17 protein-coding genes and 1 tRNA gene are annotated in these 15,436 nt (G+C 63.8%); 9 read left to right on the forward strand and 9 right to left on the reverse strand.

The window, feature by feature from the left end; all coding sequences use genetic code 11:
* Positions 1–21: 21 nt before the first annotated feature.
* From IB272_RS04645 to IB272_RS04655, 3 genes are read right to left on the reverse strand one after another with little or no spacing between them, the layout of a single operon-like run.
* Positions 22–585 (reverse strand): sugar O-acetyltransferase, encoded by a 564-nt coding sequence (locus IB272_RS04645; protein ID WP_060580583.1) that lies wholly within the window; start codon positions 583–585, stop codon positions 22–24.
* On the reverse strand, positions 582–1,061 hold the full coding sequence (locus IB272_RS04650) for a GFA family protein (RefSeq protein ID WP_060580582.1): 480 nt from the start codon (positions 1,059–1,061) through the stop codon (positions 582–584). The genes IB272_RS04645 and IB272_RS04650 overlap by 4 nt, the downstream gene beginning before the upstream one ends.
* Positions 1,058–1,813, reverse strand: coding sequence for a type 1 glutamine amidotransferase (locus IB272_RS04655; protein ID WP_060519873.1), 756 nt, complete (start codon positions 1,811–1,813; stop codon positions 1,058–1,060). Before IB272_RS04655 ends, IB272_RS04650 begins: the two co-directional genes overlap by 4 nt.
* 354 nt (positions 1,814–2,167) lie before the next feature.
* On the opposite strand from IB272_RS04655, the gene rnk reads away from it, so the two are divergent.
* Positions 2,168–2,572 carry a nucleoside diphosphate kinase regulator gene (gene rnk / locus IB272_RS04660; RefSeq protein WP_192444222.1) on the forward strand — a complete coding sequence of 135 codons (405 nt, stop codon included), beginning with the start codon at positions 2,168–2,170 and terminating at the stop codon, positions 2,570–2,572.
* A 95-nt stretch (positions 2,573–2,667) separates the two neighbouring features.
* Here the strand turns inward: rnk and IB272_RS04665 are convergent, their stop codons facing one another.
* Complete coding sequence (locus IB272_RS04665; RefSeq protein ID WP_029742404.1) at positions 2,668–3,123, reverse strand: DoxX family protein; 456 nt, start codon at positions 3,121–3,123, stop codon at positions 2,668–2,670.
* A 214-nt stretch (positions 3,124–3,337) separates the two neighbouring features.
* On the opposite strand from IB272_RS04665, the gene IB272_RS04670 reads away from it, so the two are divergent.
* Together IB272_RS04670 and IB272_RS04675 are read left to right on the forward strand one after the other, a co-directional pair.
* Positions 3,338–3,619 carry a SelT/SelW/SelH family protein gene (locus IB272_RS04670; protein ID WP_029742402.1) on the forward strand — a complete coding sequence of 94 codons (282 nt, stop codon included), beginning with the start codon at positions 3,338–3,340 and terminating at the stop codon, positions 3,617–3,619.
* A gap of 83 nt (positions 3,620–3,702) precedes the next feature.
* Entirely contained in the window at positions 3,703–4,047 is a 345-nt protein-coding gene (locus IB272_RS04675; protein ID WP_082566375.1) for a YqaA family protein, read from the forward strand.
* Positions 4,048–4,061: 14 nt separating this feature from the next.
* Here the strand turns inward: IB272_RS04675 and IB272_RS04680 are convergent, their stop codons facing one another.
* Positions 4,062–4,688 carry a ribonuclease D gene (locus IB272_RS04680; protein WP_060580681.1) on the reverse strand — a complete coding sequence of 209 codons (627 nt, stop codon included), beginning with the start codon at positions 4,686–4,688 and terminating at the stop codon, positions 4,062–4,064.
* A gap of 107 nt (positions 4,689–4,795) precedes the next feature.
* Here IB272_RS04680 and IB272_RS04685 point away from each other — a divergent pair, with 107 nt between their 5' ends.
* The 3 genes from IB272_RS04685 to IB272_RS04695 all read left to right on the forward strand — a co-directional run bounded on the left by IB272_RS04685 (position 4,796) and on the right by IB272_RS04695 (position 8,500).
* A complete protein-coding gene (locus IB272_RS04685) occupies positions 4,796–5,107 on the forward strand; it encodes a hypothetical protein (RefSeq protein ID WP_029742399.1) in 312 nt (103 codons plus the stop codon).
* Between the two features lie 208 nt (positions 5,108–5,315).
* Complete coding sequence (locus IB272_RS04690; RefSeq protein WP_060580580.1) at positions 5,316–6,344, forward strand: hydroxyacid dehydrogenase; 1,029 nt, start codon at positions 5,316–5,318, stop codon at positions 6,342–6,344.
* Positions 6,345–6,493: 149 nt separating this feature from the next.
* Positions 6,494–8,500 (forward strand): adenylate/guanylate cyclase domain-containing protein, encoded by a 2,007-nt coding sequence (locus IB272_RS04695; RefSeq protein ID WP_083523744.1) that lies wholly within the window; start codon positions 6,494–6,496, stop codon positions 8,498–8,500.
* A gap of 3 nt (positions 8,501–8,503) precedes the next feature.
* Here the strand turns inward: IB272_RS04695 and IB272_RS04700 are convergent, their stop codons facing one another.
* From IB272_RS04700 to IB272_RS04710, 3 genes are all read right to left on the reverse strand, one after another.
* Complete coding sequence (locus IB272_RS04700; RefSeq protein ID WP_192444223.1) at positions 8,504–9,451, reverse strand: adenylate/guanylate cyclase domain-containing protein; 948 nt, start codon at positions 9,449–9,451, stop codon at positions 8,504–8,506.
* Positions 9,452–9,730: 279 nt separating this feature from the next.
* Positions 9,731–9,817 (reverse strand) — tRNA-Leu (locus tag IB272_RS04705).
* Between the two features lie 77 nt (positions 9,818–9,894).
* A complete protein-coding gene (locus IB272_RS04710) occupies positions 9,895–11,322 on the reverse strand; it encodes a phosphomannomutase (protein ID WP_192444229.1) in 1,428 nt (475 codons plus the stop codon).
* Between the two features lie 223 nt (positions 11,323–11,545).
* Between IB272_RS04710 and IB272_RS04715 the strand changes: the two genes are divergently transcribed.
* Entirely contained in the window at positions 11,546–12,073 is a 528-nt protein-coding gene (locus tag IB272_RS04715) for a BA14K family protein (protein ID WP_113135476.1), read from the forward strand.
* Positions 12,074–12,306: 233 nt separating this feature from the next.
* Positions 12,307–13,062: a hypothetical protein gene (locus IB272_RS04720; protein WP_060580577.1), complete on the forward strand. Its 756-nt coding sequence runs from the start codon at positions 12,307–12,309 to the stop codon at positions 13,060–13,062.
* Here IB272_RS04720 and IB272_RS04725 read toward each other — a convergent pair.
* Entirely contained in the window at positions 13,051–13,392 is a 342-nt protein-coding gene (locus tag IB272_RS04725) for a DUF6665 family protein (RefSeq protein ID WP_060580576.1), read from the reverse strand. The genes IB272_RS04720 and IB272_RS04725 overlap by 12 nt on opposite strands.
* Before the next feature lie 340 nt (positions 13,393–13,732).
* On the opposite strand from IB272_RS04725, the gene IB272_RS04730 reads away from it, so the two are divergent.
* A complete protein-coding gene (locus IB272_RS04730) occupies positions 13,733–15,325 on the forward strand; it encodes a hypothetical protein (RefSeq protein ID WP_162732961.1) in 1,593 nt (530 codons plus the stop codon).
* The last annotated feature ends 111 nt before the right edge of the window (positions 15,326–15,436 follow it).

Raw genomic sequence — 15,436 nt, forward strand, 5'->3', positions numbered from 1 at the left:
AATCGTCCTTCTCCAATCGTCTTACGTCGACGCGCGGCGGAGCGGCCGCGCCGGGTTGCCGGCGACCACGGCGCCGGCCGCCACGTCCTTCGTCACCACCGAGCCCGCACCGACGATCGCGCCATCCCCGATCGTGACACCGCCGAGAATGATCGCGCCGCCGCCGATCCAGACATCGGCACCAATCGTCACCGGCTTGGCGACTTCGAGGCCTTGGCCGCGAAGCACGGCATCCCTGTGGTGCTCGGCGCAATAGATCTGCACGTTCGGCCCCAGCATCGTCCCCGCCCCGATCGCCACGCGGCCGCTGTCGAGGATCGTGCAGCTGGCATTGAGATAGACGCGGGCGCCAAGGTGGATGTTGATGCCGTAGGAGCAATGGAACGGCGCCTCGATGAAGACGTCGTCAGCGACCGCACCGAACAGCACCCGCAGCGCCGACGCCATGTTTCCACGCTCGATCGGCGCCATGGTGTTGTGCTGATGGACAGCAACGCGTGCCGTCATCCGAAGTGCCTCGAGTTCGTCGACGAGGCAGGAGTACCATTCTCCGGCTGCCATCTTGTCGCGTTCGCTGGCTGTCACGCTTTTGCTTTCGCTTCCGCGGCTTCGCGCCGTGCCAGGCTTTCCGGCGGCCACATCGTCTTCATGTCGTAATAAATCTCGAAAGCCGGTGCGCCGCCCTCGAGCGACAGCCAAGAAACCTTGGAGCGGGTGAAGATATGCGCATCCGGCGGGAAGTCCGACGGGCGGTCAAGGCTTGCGATCCGGATGAAGGAAAGCCAGCCGCGCCGGCCGTAGTCGCTCCAGAGGGCGGTCTGGCATTCGGCACAGCGGTAGACATCATGCGGACGGCCGCTATCCGTCGGAAGCGTCACGACGACCGGCTCGCCCTCAATGAGTTCGATATTGTCGCGCTCGATCACGCCGTTGACGACGAAGGCGCTACCGACCTGGCGCTGGCAATCGCTGCAATGGCAGCAGTTGACGAACATCGGCGCCGCCTTCAGCCGATAGCGGATCCGGCCGCAGAAGCAGCCGCCGTTTAGTGCCTCGCTCATCCGGTAACCTCCTCCAACGCCGGTTCCTCATTCACCGCGCCGCCCTGATGGCGAACGATCGTCGCGACCCAGGCGCGAGCAAGAGACAGGCCCGCGGCATCCGCCTGGCGGCCGTGGCGCGCGGCGTGTTCGCGATAGCGCGCAAGCCAGGTCGGATCGAGCCGCTTGATGGTGTCCGGGAAAGCCCGGTTCCAGTCTTCGACCAGGTGTGTGTCGGCCTCGAAGTGGAATTGGGTGCCGTAGGCGGCGCGGCCGACGCGGAACGCCTGATGTCGGGTGACGGCGTTTTCGGCGAGATGGACAGCCCCCTCGGGCAGCGTGAAAGTATCTCCGTGCCACTGGAAGATCGGGAAGCTCTCACCGACGCTGGAAAGGACCGGGTCCTCGGCGCCTTCGCCGCGCACCTGCACCTCGCACCAACCGAACTCCTTGGCCTCGCCCAGCAGGTTCCGGCCCCCATAGGCGCGGGCGAGAAGCTGGCTGCCGAGGCAGATGCCGAGCACGGAACGGCCGCTGTCACCGAAGCGGCGCATCAGCGCGGCAAGATCAGGCAGATAGGGATAGGCGGCATCGTCGAGCGCGCTCTGCTCGCCGCCAAGCACCACCAGTGCGTCGTATCCTTCCGGTGTTTCAGGAACGGCCTCGCCGAGATAGGCGCGGCGGATCTCGATCTCGGCCTTTGCCTCGCGAAGCGCCGTGCCGACCTGGCCGAGCTCGGTCTTCGCCATGTTTTCAACCACCAGCACCCGCATCATCGCATTCCCTTCGCATCGACCGTGGAGATTGACCACGAGCGCGGCCACTGTTCAAGAGGTCACATAGCGATGCGATGATGCGGACGGGTTCATGCGGGCCTTGACTTCGTGAGCGAACTTTCCGACCCTTGGGGCATGATGATGCCGACGATTTCTTCTCATTGCTGCTTCCGGGTGTGCCCGATCGCAGGAACCTGACCCCAGCCCGGACGCTTGCGCTCTCCGGGTCAGGGGAGCCTTTCGCGTCGGCAGAAGAAATTTCCGAGCGCGGCTGAACGAGCGCCTAATCTCCAGAAAACCTATTCGATTGCGCCCTGTCGTGCGCTTCGATTGAACGTGTCAGGTCCCATCATGGCGGCAACCCACAAGAAACTTCCCCCGATCATCATCAATGCCGAAGACCACAAGCGGCTGACGGCGCTCGCCTCCTCCGCGCTCGAGCGCGTGCCTGATGTGGCCGAGGCACTGCTCTTTGAACTCGACCGCGCCCGGGTCGGCGCGCCCGACGCGCTACCCGCCGACAGCGTGCAGATGGGCTCCACCGTCGCCTTCGAGGCGGACAATGGTTTTGCCAAGCAGGTGACGCTCGTCTATCCCGGCGAGGCCGATATCGAGGCCGGCCGCATCTCTGTGCTGACCCCTGTCGGCGCGGCGCTGATCGGGCTCTCCGTCGGCCAGTCGATCGACTGGCACGACCGGACGGGCAAGGTCCACCGGATGACCATTCGCAGCGTGACGGCGAAGGAAAGCGCCTGAGAGATCGCGACGGCGAAAGCCTCACCAGCTGCAAGACGAAAACGGGGAGGCCGGTTTTCACCGCCTCCCCGTTTTTCTAAGCGTCGTTCGTTCAATCAGAACTGCTTGCCGAGCTTGGCGTCGACAGACTGGCTGTTGGCGCCGCGGATGGCGAAGAAGAACAGGATCGCTGCCCAGAGGATCGACTTCTCTGCGCCGAAGAGGCCCTCACCCTGCACGATGCCATGGAAGTAGACGGTGACGAGCAGAACGATCATGCCGGCAAAGGCGGCCGGGCGCGTCAACAAACCGATCGCGATCAAAATGCCGCCGAAGAATTCGGTCGCGGCGAGCAGCGGCGACCAGAAGACGCCGGGATAGAAGCCGAGGCCCTCGACCATGCCAATCGCGCCGAAGGGATTGGTGATCTTGCCAAAACCGTGAACCGCAAGCAGAGCGCCGGCGAGCACACGCAACAGCGTTTCGGCGGATGTATTGAGCGGCAGATAGATCTTTTCCAGCGCCGGCAGGATGGCGCGCGGGCGGGAACTGGAAACGGTGACGTCGGTCATTAAGGGGCCTCTCCGGCGGTTGGGTGCGACAATTTGTGCAATGCCGCATTGTCTCGCCGCGACGACCGCGCAAAGCAAGCTATCCGCCGATAAAAACATGACTAAATTGGTTGACAATCGTGTGAGCGCAGCGTGAGCATGAGCCCCGGAACGCAGTTGTTTCCAACTGAGGCGACCGCTATGGTCGCCGCCCGAAGCACATCCGAGACACCCGATGGACCAGAAGCCGCGCATCACCATCCTTTACTGCACCCAGTGCAACTGGCTGCTTCGCGCCGGCTGGATGGCGCAGGAACTGCTGCAGACGTTCGGGCAGTCGCTCGGCGAAGTGGCGCTCATTCCCGGCACCGGCGGCAATTTCGAGATCCGCGTCGATGACGCGCTCATCTGGGAGCGCAAGCGGGACGGCGGTTTCCCCGGGCCGAAGGAACTGAAGCAGCGCATCCGCGACATCATCGAGCCGGAGCGCGATCTCGGTCATACGGACAGGAGCTGATCCTGGATTTCGGAATTCTTGCCGGCGTCTTTTCCGCGGCCTTCCTGTCGGCGACGTTGCTTTTCGGCATGTCGGAAGCTGCGATCGTGGCCGCCGCCCTGCACGGCGAAACGAGCCGCCCTGCCCTCTTCATCGCCGCGACATCAGGCAACGTGCTCGGCGCCGTCGTCAATTTTGCGCTCGGGCGTTTTCTGATCCGCTTCGAGGGGCGCCGGTGGTTTCCGGTTTCGCCCACCAATCGGCAAAAGGCAGAGGCGCTCTTTGCCCGCTACGGCCAGCCGGTGCTGCTTCTTTCCTGGCTGCCGGTCATCGGCGACCCACTGACGCTGGTCGCCGGATTGCTGCGCATGAAGCTGCCGCTGTTCCTGCTGTTCGTCACCATCGGCAAGGCCGCACGTTATGCGGTCGTCCTTTACCTGACGCCATAACAGCCCCGCGCAACTCAGCTGTGCGCGAAGATATCCGTCTCGTCCCAGCCAAGCAGGTCAAGCTTGGAGCGCGTCGGCAGGAAGGCGAAGCAGGCTCCGGCATGCTCGATGCGACCATCGCGGATGAGGCGCGCCGTCAGCTTGTCGCGCAGCGCATGCAGGTGCAGCACGTCGGAGGCGGCATATTCGAGCTGCGCCTGCGACAGGGTCTCTGCTGCCCAGTCGGACGACTGCTGCTGCTTGGAAATGTCGACGTCGAGCATTTCCTTGAGGTTGTCCTTGAGGCCGTGGCGATCGGTGTAAGTGCGGGTCAGCCGCGAGGCGATCTTGGTGCAGAAGACCGGCGTCGTCGTCACCCCGAAGGTATGGAAGAGGACGGCGATATCGAAGCGGCCGAAATGGAAGATCTTCTGGCGGGCCGGATCGGCAAGCATGGCGACGAGGTTCGGCGCTTGCTTCTGGCCGGCTGCGATGCGGATCACGTCGGCCGTACCGTCGCCCGGAGACAGCTGCACCACGCAAAGGCGATCACGGCGGGGGATGAGGCCGAGCGTTTCCGTGTCGATCGCGATTGCGCCTCGATAACGATCGGCGTCGGCTGCGGAGATATCGCCTTCATGGAACCGTATTGCATTCGCCATCGAAAATCCCCAGATCAAACGAAGTGGTGTGGCCTATAGCGCAAGTTTGGCGTCGGCGATACCGTTGTCACGTTCCGCCCGCCGGCTGCCCTTTGAAAGTCCTGACGATGACGTCTTTTCAACCCGCCCTCGCTCTCTCCACGCTCGCGCTGGCGATCGGGCTGACGGCCATGCCGGCACCGGCGCAGACCTATCGGGACCTGCCGGGCGTGCGCCAGATGGATCCGTTGAACGGTGGTGGCGACCAAACCGTATGCGAGCAGACCTTTGTCGACCGAAACTATCCGTTCGAATCGTCGGCCCGCGGCGGTCCCATCTACGACACGATCTACAACTGCCGCCGTGGCGACGGGCCGGTCTTCCAGGGCAGCGACCTGCCGCCTTCGCTCTATCGGCAGAAGCGTGGTCTCGGCTACTAAGCAAAAACACGACAAGCAATCCTCGTGCGAAGACAGCATCGGGACCGCCACGCCGCTTGGCAAGCGGCGGAACTGTTCCTAGCCCACGGCCAGAGCATGGGCATCCTCCGTCTCAGCGCCGCGCAAAGGTCACGGTAGCGCTTTGAAGTGCTGCATGTTTTTATCCTTCGATCGACCCGATCAAAGGAAACCTGCAGTGGGAGGAACCATGCCCGACAACCGGCCGCTTGCCATCAGTGCACCCGCACCACGCACGCTCGATCTCATCTTCACACCGGAAACCCTCAAGGACCTGCATCGCCGCTACCGCATCGTCGAAGCGGACCCGGAGGATATCGCCGGCCTTGGCGACGACGTGCTCGGCAACGCCCACTACATCATCGGCCAGCCCCCGCTCGACCACGCCACCCTCAGGCGCATGAGCCAGCTGAAAGCGATCCTCAACGTCGAAAGCAACCTGATCAACAACATGCCCTATGAGGTGCTGTTCGAGCGCGGCATTCATGTGGTGACCACCGGGCAGGTCTTTGCCGAGCCAGTGGCGGAACTCGGCCTCGCCATGGCGCTCAACATTGCCCGCGGCGTCGTCGACGCCGACCTTGCCTTCCGTGAAGGCCGCGAACTCTGGGGTGGCGACGGCAACCGTTCGGCGCGCCTGCTTTCCGGCTCCGAGATAGGCATCATCGGCTTCGGCGATCTCGGCAAGGCCCTGAACCGCGTGCTCTCCGGTTTCCGGGCGAAAATCCGCGTCTTCGACCCCTGGATGCCGGCCTCGATCCTGCGGGACAATGGCGTTGAACCGGCATCGCTCGAGACCGTGCTGGGCGAAAGCGACTTCGTCTTCGTGGTTGCTTCCGTTACCAGCGAGAACGAAGGCTTCCTTGGCGAGAAGGCGTTTGCCCGCATGCGTCCGGGTGCCGCCTTCATTCTCCTCAGTCGCGCCGGCGTCGTCGATTTCGAGGCGCTGATGGCCGCGGTCGCAAGCGGCCATATCGTGGCGGCGAGCGACGTCTTTCCGGAGGAGCCCCCGCCGCTCGACCATCCCGTTCGCCGCCTGCCGGGCTTCCTGCGTTCGGCGCACCGCGCCGGCGCGCTCGACAGCGCCTTCAAGAAAATGGGCGATATGGTGCTTGAAGACATGGACCTGATGGATCGCGGCTTGCCACCGATGCGTTGCAAGCGTGCCGAGCGCGAAACCGTCGCGCGCATGCGCTCGAAGCCGGTAACGGTGAACTGAGACATTTTTCGCTGCGGATCTCGGCGGGATCGTGCATCCCGCCGATTAACGTGTTTTATGGGATTCGCATTTAACTTTTCTTGCACATGCGATCAACCTTGCACGTTAAGGTCGTCGCAGAGGCATCGTTACGGAATCAGAGAAACGCGATGGTAGACACGGCGCCCGGCGCTCGACAAGGCAAAGCACGCGATGGCTGGAACAGTTCGCTGCGATCGCTGTTCAGCCTCGTCATGGTCGCCATGCTGATCGTCGTTTCCGCGACGCTTGTCGGGCTCGACTACCATCGCTCGCGCAACGCCGCGATCGCTGATGCCGAGGCCAACATGCGCGGCTTCATGAACCGCCTTGTCGACCGGCTGGGCGTGCTCTCGGGCGACACTTCCGCCCTCGTCAATCTCGTCTCCTCCGTCGCCAATTCCTTCCTCGTGCCCCCGCCTGAGCGCATGAATGACAAGGTGGCGGTGCTTCGTGAAGGCATCACCCGCTCGCCGCACATCGATGGGGTCTATGTCGGCTACCCCAACGGCGCCTTCTTTCAGGTCGTCGACCTCAAGCAGGTTGCCTGGCGCATGGCGCTCGACGCGCCCCGTGGCGCCGCCATTGCGGTGCGCTCGATGGAAAGGGACTCAAACGGCAAGCCGCTCCAGCGCGTTCTCTTCGTCGACAAGGACGGCACGCAATTCTCCGAACGGCGGCTACCGCCATCGAGCTTCGACCCGCGCACGCGACCCTGGTATCGCGCGGCCGTCAACGGCAAGGCCGCGGTCTCGACCGGACCCTATGAAAGCGCCACCACCGAAACATTGGGCATGACCATCTCGCAGGCGCATCGCGGCAATCCGCAGATCGTCATCGGCGCCGATGTCGTGCTCGATACGATCACCGACTTCCTCGCCCGCGAACGGCTGACTGCTGGTTCGGTGTCCTTCATCCTCGATGCCGTCGGCCGGCCGATCATCCATTCCGACCGGGTGATGATGCGACGCATCATGGCGGCCAAGGATAAGGACGCCCCGATCGTGCAGGCCGACAGCGACCCGCTGATCCAGAGCATCCGCCAACATCCGCCAGCGCCCGGGAAGGCCGACTTCGTCCAGGTCGGGGACCGCACCTATCTCGTCATGGTAACGCCGCTCGAATCCGCGCTGCTTCTCTCCGGCAACCGCGCCGTGGTGGCCGCACCGCTCGACGAATTGATGGCGGACGCCAACAAGACGCTCGTTCAGGGGCTGGCGATTTCCGGGGCAGTGGTAGCCTTGGCGGTACTCGCCTCGCTGGTGCTGGCACATCTGATTACCAAGGGGCTCAACCAGCTGACCGCCAGCGCCAACCGGCTGCAGGACCTCGACTTCACCACCCCGATCGATGTTTCCTCGCATGTCAGCGAAATCTCGACCCTCGGCGGCGCCATGAACCGGGCCCGCGATGCAATCTTCACCTTTGCGCTCTATGTGCCGAAGGAACTGGTGCGCAAGGGCATCGAATCCGGCCATTTCAGCGGCCGCTCCGCCTGGCGTCAGGAAGTCACCGCGCTCTTCACCGACATCTACGATTTCACCACGCTCAGCGAACGGCATTCGCCCGAGGAGGTGGTGGCGATGCTGTCGGAGTATTTCGATATCTTCAGCGAGACGGTCGGCGAGCACGACGGCACGATCATCCAGTTCCTCGGCGATTCGGTCTTTGCGATGTGGAACGCCCCGGCACCGGACGACAAACACGCCGAGAATGCCTGTCGGTGCGCGCTCGCGGTCCAGCAGCGCCTCAGCATCTTCAACGAAGCACAGCGCAAGAAAGGACTGCCGGAGTTCCGCACACGCTTCGGCATTCACACCGGCACCGCCGTCGTCGGCAATGTCGGCGCCAAGGAGCGGCTGCAATACACCGCCATGGGCGACACGGTGAACGTCGCCTCGCGCCTCGAGGGCATGAACAAGAACTACGGCACGATGATCATGGCGAGCGGCGCGGTCGTTGCCCATACGGGTGGCACGATCCACTTCCGGCCGCTCGGCACAGCGCAGGCCAAGGGCCGGGCCTCGGCCCTGGAGATTTACGAAGTGCTGGGCGCGGAGCCGAAAGAGCCGGAAGCCCTCGATGACGGCCCGAAGACACACGACAACTTGTCGGCCGGCTCCGAAAGCCGCGAATAGACGTCAGGAGCCGAGGCGGCGGCTCTGCCGGGTGACCCAGCGAATGCCGCCGACCACGGCGAAGGCGAGCAGTGGCCAGACGGCCCAGAAGACGCCGCGCCAGGTCAAGAGATTGATGGTGAGAAGCACCAATCCCGAGAGCACCAGTCTGCCGATGCTGCGGTCCACCCACGGGTTGGTCTTGATCCAGGCAAGGCCGGCAAGGATGGCGAGGCCAAGCAGCGGCCAGACGGACCAGAAGGTTCCGTTCCAGGTCAACAGGTTGAGAGCGACCAAGCCAGCGGCAACGATGCAGAGAACCGGGAGCGATCCGCTCCTGATTGCCGCAATCACGCCCACCGGCTCCGGACGCGGCTTGGCCGCCTCGGCAGCGGCTGCTTCAGCACGGCGGCCGAAGGTCTCTGCGGCAAAGGTCGGACGGGGATCGTCCGCGCCGATGCGCACGGCATAGCTCGGCACACCGCCATCGATGTTCTTGACCTCAAGAGGCCCCAGAAAATCGAAACCGACGGCGACCTTGTTGCGCACCTGGTCGTACACGGTATTGGAGATGACGATGCCGCCAGCCGGCGCGGACGCCTGCAGCCTGGCTGCAACATTGACGCCGTCGCCGTAGAGATCGTCGCCCTCGGCGATCACGTCGCCGAGATTGATGCCGATGCGAAACAGCATCTGCTCGTCGGCCGCGCATTTCTCGTTGCAGCCGGCGAGTTCGTTCTGCACGTCGATCGCGGTGCGCAGCGCTTCCACGACGCTCGGAAACTCGGCGATCAGTCCATCACCCCAGGTGTTGACGACACGGCCCTCATGCGCCTCGATGAGCCTTCCCATGGCATCGCGATGGCGCTTCAACGTGGCGAGCGTGCCCTCCTCGTCGGCGCGCATCAGCCGCGTGTAGTCCTGGACGTCCGCGGAGAATATGGTCGTCAGCTTGCGACGTGTCTCAGACATCGCTTCGTCCTTCTCAAAGCCGCCGCCCCGGCGGACGATAACATGGGGACGGCCCTCACGCGGAAAGCCTGCCCTTCATAGCCGATAGAATATCAATGCTGCCGGCCCAAGCTTCAAGGCGCACCACGCGAAAATATCCTGGGCATGCAACCATCCTGGTCGAAGAGCGAGGCTCGGAAGGCAGGAAATCGCCACGGAATCCGGCCAAACGCCAGAAACGAAAAAACCCCGGCGAACCGGGGTTTTTCAGAACCAAATCAAAGATTTGGTTTGGGAATTTGGTGCCCAGAAGAGGACTCGAACCTCCACACCCTTTCGAGTACCAGCACCTGAAGCTGGCGCGTCTACCAATTCCGCCATCTGGGCGACGAGCGGGTGTGTAAAAGGCTCGAGTCGAAGTGTCAACAGGCTTTTTGAAGTTTTCGTGTCGGAGGACAAAAAACTCAGTTCGAGGCGGTTTTTGCCCAATGCCGGATTGTGGATAGACCGCTCGACAGCAGTCCCTCGGCCGCCTCGGCCGTGTCCGCTTCGACATAGCAACGCATCTCCGGTGCATTTCCGGAGGGGCGGAAGTGAATGATGCGACCGTCGTCAAGCGTCACCCGCAGCCCGTCGATATCGCTGACGGCGACCGGCCGGCCGATCGGCGCCAGGAATGCCGCGAGATTTTCGTCGCCGCCGCGCAAATAGGCCATCAGCCGGGCGCTGGTTTCGACCGGGAAGTTTTCGAGCCGGTCGCTGAGCGCCACGGGAAGCCGATAGGAGGCGGCCAGCACCGACAGCGAGAGTTTGGCCTCTGCCGCCGCAGCCAGTGCGGCGACGATCGGCAGGACGCAATCGCGAGTGGGCAGCGGCTGGAGGGTTGCGCCGTTGACGACGAAGGGGCTGGCCGTCAGCGTGCCGCCATTGGCCTCGAAGCCGGCGACCTTGGTCGACCCCTCGTCCAGGGCCTGCTGCATTCCGGCGATCACGAAGGGCGACCCGACGCGGGTGCGCAGCACGGAGAGCCCTTCCCTGCGCTCCAGGCCCGAATTCGAGGTGACCGGCGTGACGACAAGCGTCGCACCGAGGAAGCCGCAGGCAATCAGCCCGAGGAGATCGCCGCGTAGCGGCAAGCCGTTCTCGTCCGCGACCAGCGGCCGGTCGCCGTCGCCGTCCGCCGATACGATCGCATCGAGCCGGTGTTCGCGGGCCCATTCCTGAAGGCGTTCGATCGTGTCGGTCGACACCGCTTCGGTATCGACGGGGATAAAGTGTTCCGAACGTCCAAGGGCGACGACCTCGGCGCCAAAGAAGGCGATCAGATCGGCGAGAAGATCCCGCGCGACGGTGCTGTGCTGGTAGACGCCGACCTTGAGGCCGGCGAGCGCGCCGGCGGGCAACAACTGCCGGTTTCGCTCGATGAAGAGCGAGGATGCGCGGGACGCATGGTCCTCACCAATGCCCTGATTGGCGACCGGCTCGATCTGCCCGGCGATTTCATCGGCAATCCGGCTGATGGCGACTTCATCTTCCTTGTCGATTTCGCCATCCGGCCGATAAAACTTGATGCCGTTCCGATCAGCCGGGATATGGGAGCCGGTGATCATCAGACCGGCCGCTCCGCATTCGCGGCCATAAAGCGCAAGCGCCGGCGTCGGCACCGTGCCGCAATCGAAGACGCGCAGTCCTTCGCGCGCGAGTGCCGAGGCACAGACTGCGGCGATTTCCGGGCTCGAATCGCGAAAGTCGCGGGCGATCACGATCGGGTCACCCGGCTGGCTGCGCCCGGACGTCAGAAGATAGCGCGCAAACGCGGTCGCGTAGCGGGCCGAAGGCTCACCCTTCAGTTCCTCTGAAAGGCCACGCAGGCCGCTGGTACCAAACTTCAACTGCATCGCATTCTCCGCTGCCCGCTGCCGGGCGAAAAAGGGACAAAAACAAAACGGCGCGCACGCGGGACAAGCGCTTTCCGGGCAAGTTGGCCAAAGGCCGGAGCTCCGAGGCTCCCTTCTGCACGCTCCCTGCCCATTGCCATGAATAAACCAAGAAATGCAAACGTAATACAGGCAGGGACACAACCGGAAGGCAGTGCTTTCCGAAAGCGAGGACAAAATGACGGGATTTCGCAATTTCGTTATCGGCTGCAGCTTGGCCGCCGCCTCCCTGATCACCCCCGTCGGACCTGTGCAGGCGATGCCGCTTCAGGCGCCCGACCTTCAGATCAAGGCACAAGGCGACGTCCAGAATGTGCAGTTTTACCACCGCCGTTACGGCGGATATGGCGGATACGGCTGGCGAGGCGGTTGGGGAGGCCCCTATTACAGACGCGGATGGGGTAGCCCCTACTATGGCGGCTCCGGCCTGACCCTCTACTTCGGCTCGGGCGGATACTACGGCGGCGGTTACTATGGCGGCGGATACTACCCCCGCTACGGCTACTATCCCCGCTACGGCTACAATCGCGGCTATTATCCCCGCCGTTACTACGGCGGCAACTACTACTATCGCGATCGGTATGTCGGTGGCGGCAACGCCCATGTCAGCTGGTGCCTGTCGCGCTACCGTTCCTACAATCCGGCAACCAACCGGTTCTTGAGCTACGGCGGCGCTTACAAGGTCTGCTATTCGCCCTATCGCTAGAGCGCGGCGCGTCCGCATGAACGCACGAGAAACGCTCTAGCGCCCTAATTGGGGCGCGGCCCGGCCGTACCGCCTGCGCACCTTCTCTCCGCCCCGCATTAGCGGGAGTTGGAAGTTTTGCGCGCCATCACCGGCGCTTGCGTGCCCCAACATCTCGGCAGCGCCAGTTAAACCGGCATTAACTGCAAGAGCCTACCGTTTCAAAACGATCCACCGTGCTGCCAGGATGAATCATGCTGCTTCCGACCCAGCAATCTGCCGCCACCGCGACGACCAATCTGGTCGGCTCGATCCTCAAGGACATCGAAAAGCGGCAGACGGAGGAAGAAGAAAAGGCCAAGAGCACAAAGGACGACCGGCTCCTTAGGGCGCAGGTCGAGCCCGATGGCGCTCAAAAGGCCGCCAACGAGAAGATCAACGGCTACTTCTTCGATCATGCTCGCAACGACGCCAACAACAACCGCGCCGTGCTCATCCGTGAGGTCGGAAAATTTTTCGACATCGAGCGCGAAACGTTCAAGTCCGATTCCGCCTTTGCAAGGGAAATCGAGAACCAGCTGAAGCAGCTGGAATCGCCCGCCATTGCGAAAATCGAGGAAGAACTGGGGCTCGACAAGCTCGGACTATCGCTTACGGAGGTGGTCGAGGCGCTCAAGAACCCCGGCGGCCCGGAAAACGACGCACTGAAGGTTGCGCTCGGCGAAACGAGCGACAAGGGACCTCAAAGCGTTGCACAAGCCGCAAATGCCGTCGACCGCCTGAAGAGCGCGACGGAGCCTGCGTCGACTGAGGAAGCCCAGCTCAACAGCCTGCGCGGTGACCCGACGCGCAGAACCGACAAGCTGTCGCTCGACGAAGAGGAGCAGCATCTGCGGGCGCTCCACCTCAAGGACGAGATGGAAGATATCGCGGACCAACGCACGGCAGCCGGCCCCTTTCTGCGCTTCGACGACAACGGCCTCTATAGGCTCGCTGCGCTAAGCCCCTGACGGCTTTCGGCGCACGATGCCGAGCCGCGCCATGACCTCCTTGGGTATGCCATAGCGGCGAACCACATCGCGGCTGTCACGCAGGCCGCAAATCTCCCGCTGAATGAGGAAGGCCCATACGGCATCGGCCGCCTCGTCGAGCACCCGCTCGCGTAGATCCCTCGCCACATCTCCCTTCAATGCCGCAAGCGCTGCAAGCGCCTTTTCGACCTTGAGGCCATGCCGGCCAAGCGCATCGGCGCGCTCGGACATCAGTTCGTATTCGAGCACGTTGAAGGCGCCGGCCGTCGAGAAGTTCGGGCCTAGGGCTTTTGGGGGACGGACTGTCATCCGAAACTCCTGGCACAGACACCATTCGAGCCTGCAGAGCGGCTCCCTTAAAGATAGGCTCCGCCGACCCGTCCGCAAGCTGGGTCGCGACATGCCGGAAGCCGAAACATGGTTAAGAATTCATAAACCTCTTTGCCCTAACCTCAAACCATCATGCCGATTCTCCTATCCGCGGCCGAGCCGCGGCTGTCTGGCCATTCGCCACGACGCGCATGAGGCGCCACCCCGCAAGTGATGAACAGAAAGTCGCGCGCAAGCCGAAAAATCGGACCGCGCCCGAGGGCGTTTCGTCATTCAACGACGAATGGTCAAACCGAGGTCAAGCGAGATGGAGACCAGAATGCTGATACCCATCCAGGCGGCTCGAACCGCGGGCCCCACGGAAGAGACGAGCGCAAGGACGCTGCAGCCTGCAGCACCATTGACCGCCAGCCAGCGTGGCGAAGCCATACAGAAGATCCTCGATGCGCTGACGCGGCATCTTTCCGGTCGTGAGATCCTTTCGAAGGACGCGCTGGTGCGGCTGATGGAGGATCTCGCGCGCATCCTGAAGTTCCCGCCACTCCCGCAGGAGGGGGGGCGCGATTTCGTCCGGCGGTTGGTGGCCTTCCTCGAATCGATGCCGACGTCCGACCGGCTGCTTCTGGAGCGTCAGCTTGGCGGGCGCAATCTTTCAATCCGCGTCGGCCTGCTAGCGGACCTGCCGGCGATCCGCAACGGCACGAGCGCGCCGGGCGGCACCGCGACACCCATGCCGGCACAGGCGCGCGACCTCATCCTGCGCAACCCCTCGCTCCAGCCTGCGCTGCCGTTCAGCCAGACCGCGGCACGCACGCCGCTCGGTGGTGAAGTCGCACTTCTACAGGCTGTGCTGCGCAAGACCTTTGGCGTCGGCAACGATGTGACCGAGCCGCAGGGCGAGGATCTGGACGCGGCCGGAACCGAAGCGCCATCAAAGATCGGAAGCGAAAAGCCCACGGAGCGGGGTGAGGCGCGCGCGAACGCCGCGAAGAGCGCGTCATCGGGCGACACGCCGATCGGGAGCGCTGTCTCGCTGCTTGCGGGCGAAGGCGAGATCGCGGAAGCGGCATCGCTGTCTGGCCCCATCGCCGAGGCCGAGCAGGACCTGCAATCCGGCGAAGTCGGACACGGCGAGACGGAAGCGCCCGCCGGAGAAAGTGCCGCAACACCGCTTGAAGCGCATGGCACCGATGAAATGGAGGCTGCCGACACGATCGAAGGCGAGGATCCCGACGGCACCTACGGCCCGCTGCCCGATGCCGACGAAGAAGATGGCCACAGGACCACCGCTGCCGGTCGCAACGATCCGGAGGTGCGCTCGGCACGCGTGCTCTCCGAGGCCATGAAGACGCTCATCCGCGACAGCGTGGCCTTGCCTGCCGGCGCGGCCGATGGCGATCCGGGATCGGCGACGCAGCAGACGGACGAGCCGGCTACGCAGCCCCAGCCCGCCGCCAAGGAAGCTGGCATGCGCGTCGCTGATGCCGCCGCCCGCCAGCGCGCCGTAACGGACGCCGGCACGACCTTGCCGTCGCTGCTCGACGATCGCTCCGATGAGACCGCTGCACCACCGCGCGGACCCACGGACATTCGCCCGCAACGCGCCACGGACGAGCAGACGGTGCAGCAGATGATCGCCAGGCTGGTGGAAAACGGCCTGCCACGCGAGGCCATCCCCTTCGCGATGATCCCCTATCCAGTGACCGCCGGCGAGGTGGAAGGCGAAGACCATTCGCGCGGCATGCCCGGAGGCGCGGGCGAAGATGCAGCGGGTGAGGAAGAAACGGCACAAGAGGGAGGCGACGGAAATCCGGACGATGGAGAGCCGACCGGCGAAGCCATGCCGGAGGGCGAGGCACCGGAAACGCCCGACGCCTACGATCTTTACCGCAGGCTCGGCGGTCTCGGCTAAGACGCCGGTTCAGCCTTAAGCTCGGGCTAGCCCCATCCAGGGCTGGGGGCCGATTTCACAATTCGGACTTGGTTGGAAAGAAAAACCCGCGGAGATCGCTCTCCGCGGGTT

The organism is Ensifer sp. ENS08, from assembly GCF_014852195.1.
In the GTDB taxonomy this organism is placed as follows: Bacteria; Pseudomonadota; Alphaproteobacteria; order Rhizobiales; family Rhizobiaceae; genus Ensifer; species Ensifer adhaerens.

Coding starts and splice junctions, on each gene's coding strand:
- IB272_RS04650 (WP_060580582.1), bottom strand. CDS start 1,061: ATGAGCGAGGCACTAAACGGCGGCTGCTTCTGCGGCCGGATCCGCTAT.
- IB272_RS04655 (WP_060519873.1), bottom strand. CDS start 1,813: ATGCGGGTGCTGGTGGTTGAAAACATGGCGAAGACCGAGCTCGGCCAG.
- rnk (WP_192444222.1), top strand. CDS start 2,168: ATGGCGGCAACCCACAAGAAACTTCCCCCGATCATCATCAATGCCGAA.
- IB272_RS04665 (WP_029742404.1), bottom strand. CDS start 3,123: ATGACCGACGTCACCGTTTCCAGTTCCCGCCCGCGCGCCATCCTGCCG.
- IB272_RS04670 (WP_029742402.1), top strand. CDS start 3,338: ATGGACCAGAAGCCGCGCATCACCATCCTTTACTGCACCCAGTGCAAC.
- IB272_RS04680 (WP_060580681.1), bottom strand. CDS start 4,688: ATGGCGAATGCAATACGGTTCCATGAAGGCGATATCTCCGCAGCCGAC.
- IB272_RS04685 (WP_029742399.1), top strand. CDS start 4,796: ATGACGTCTTTTCAACCCGCCCTCGCTCTCTCCACGCTCGCGCTGGCG.
- IB272_RS04690 (WP_060580580.1), top strand. CDS start 5,316: ATGCCCGACAACCGGCCGCTTGCCATCAGTGCACCCGCACCACGCACG.
- IB272_RS04695 (WP_083523744.1), top strand. CDS start 6,494: ATGGTAGACACGGCGCCCGGCGCTCGACAAGGCAAAGCACGCGATGGC.
- IB272_RS04700 (WP_192444223.1), bottom strand. CDS start 9,451: ATGTCTGAGACACGTCGCAAGCTGACGACCATATTCTCCGCGGACGTC.
- IB272_RS04715 (WP_113135476.1), top strand. CDS start 11,546: ATGACGGGATTTCGCAATTTCGTTATCGGCTGCAGCTTGGCCGCCGCC.
- IB272_RS04720 (WP_060580577.1), top strand. CDS start 12,307: ATGCTGCTTCCGACCCAGCAATCTGCCGCCACCGCGACGACCAATCTG.
- IB272_RS04725 (WP_060580576.1), bottom strand. CDS start 13,392: ATGACAGTCCGTCCCCCAAAAGCCCTAGGCCCGAACTTCTCGACGGCC.
- IB272_RS04730 (WP_162732961.1), top strand. CDS start 13,733: ATGCTGATACCCATCCAGGCGGCTCGAACCGCGGGCCCCACGGAAGAG.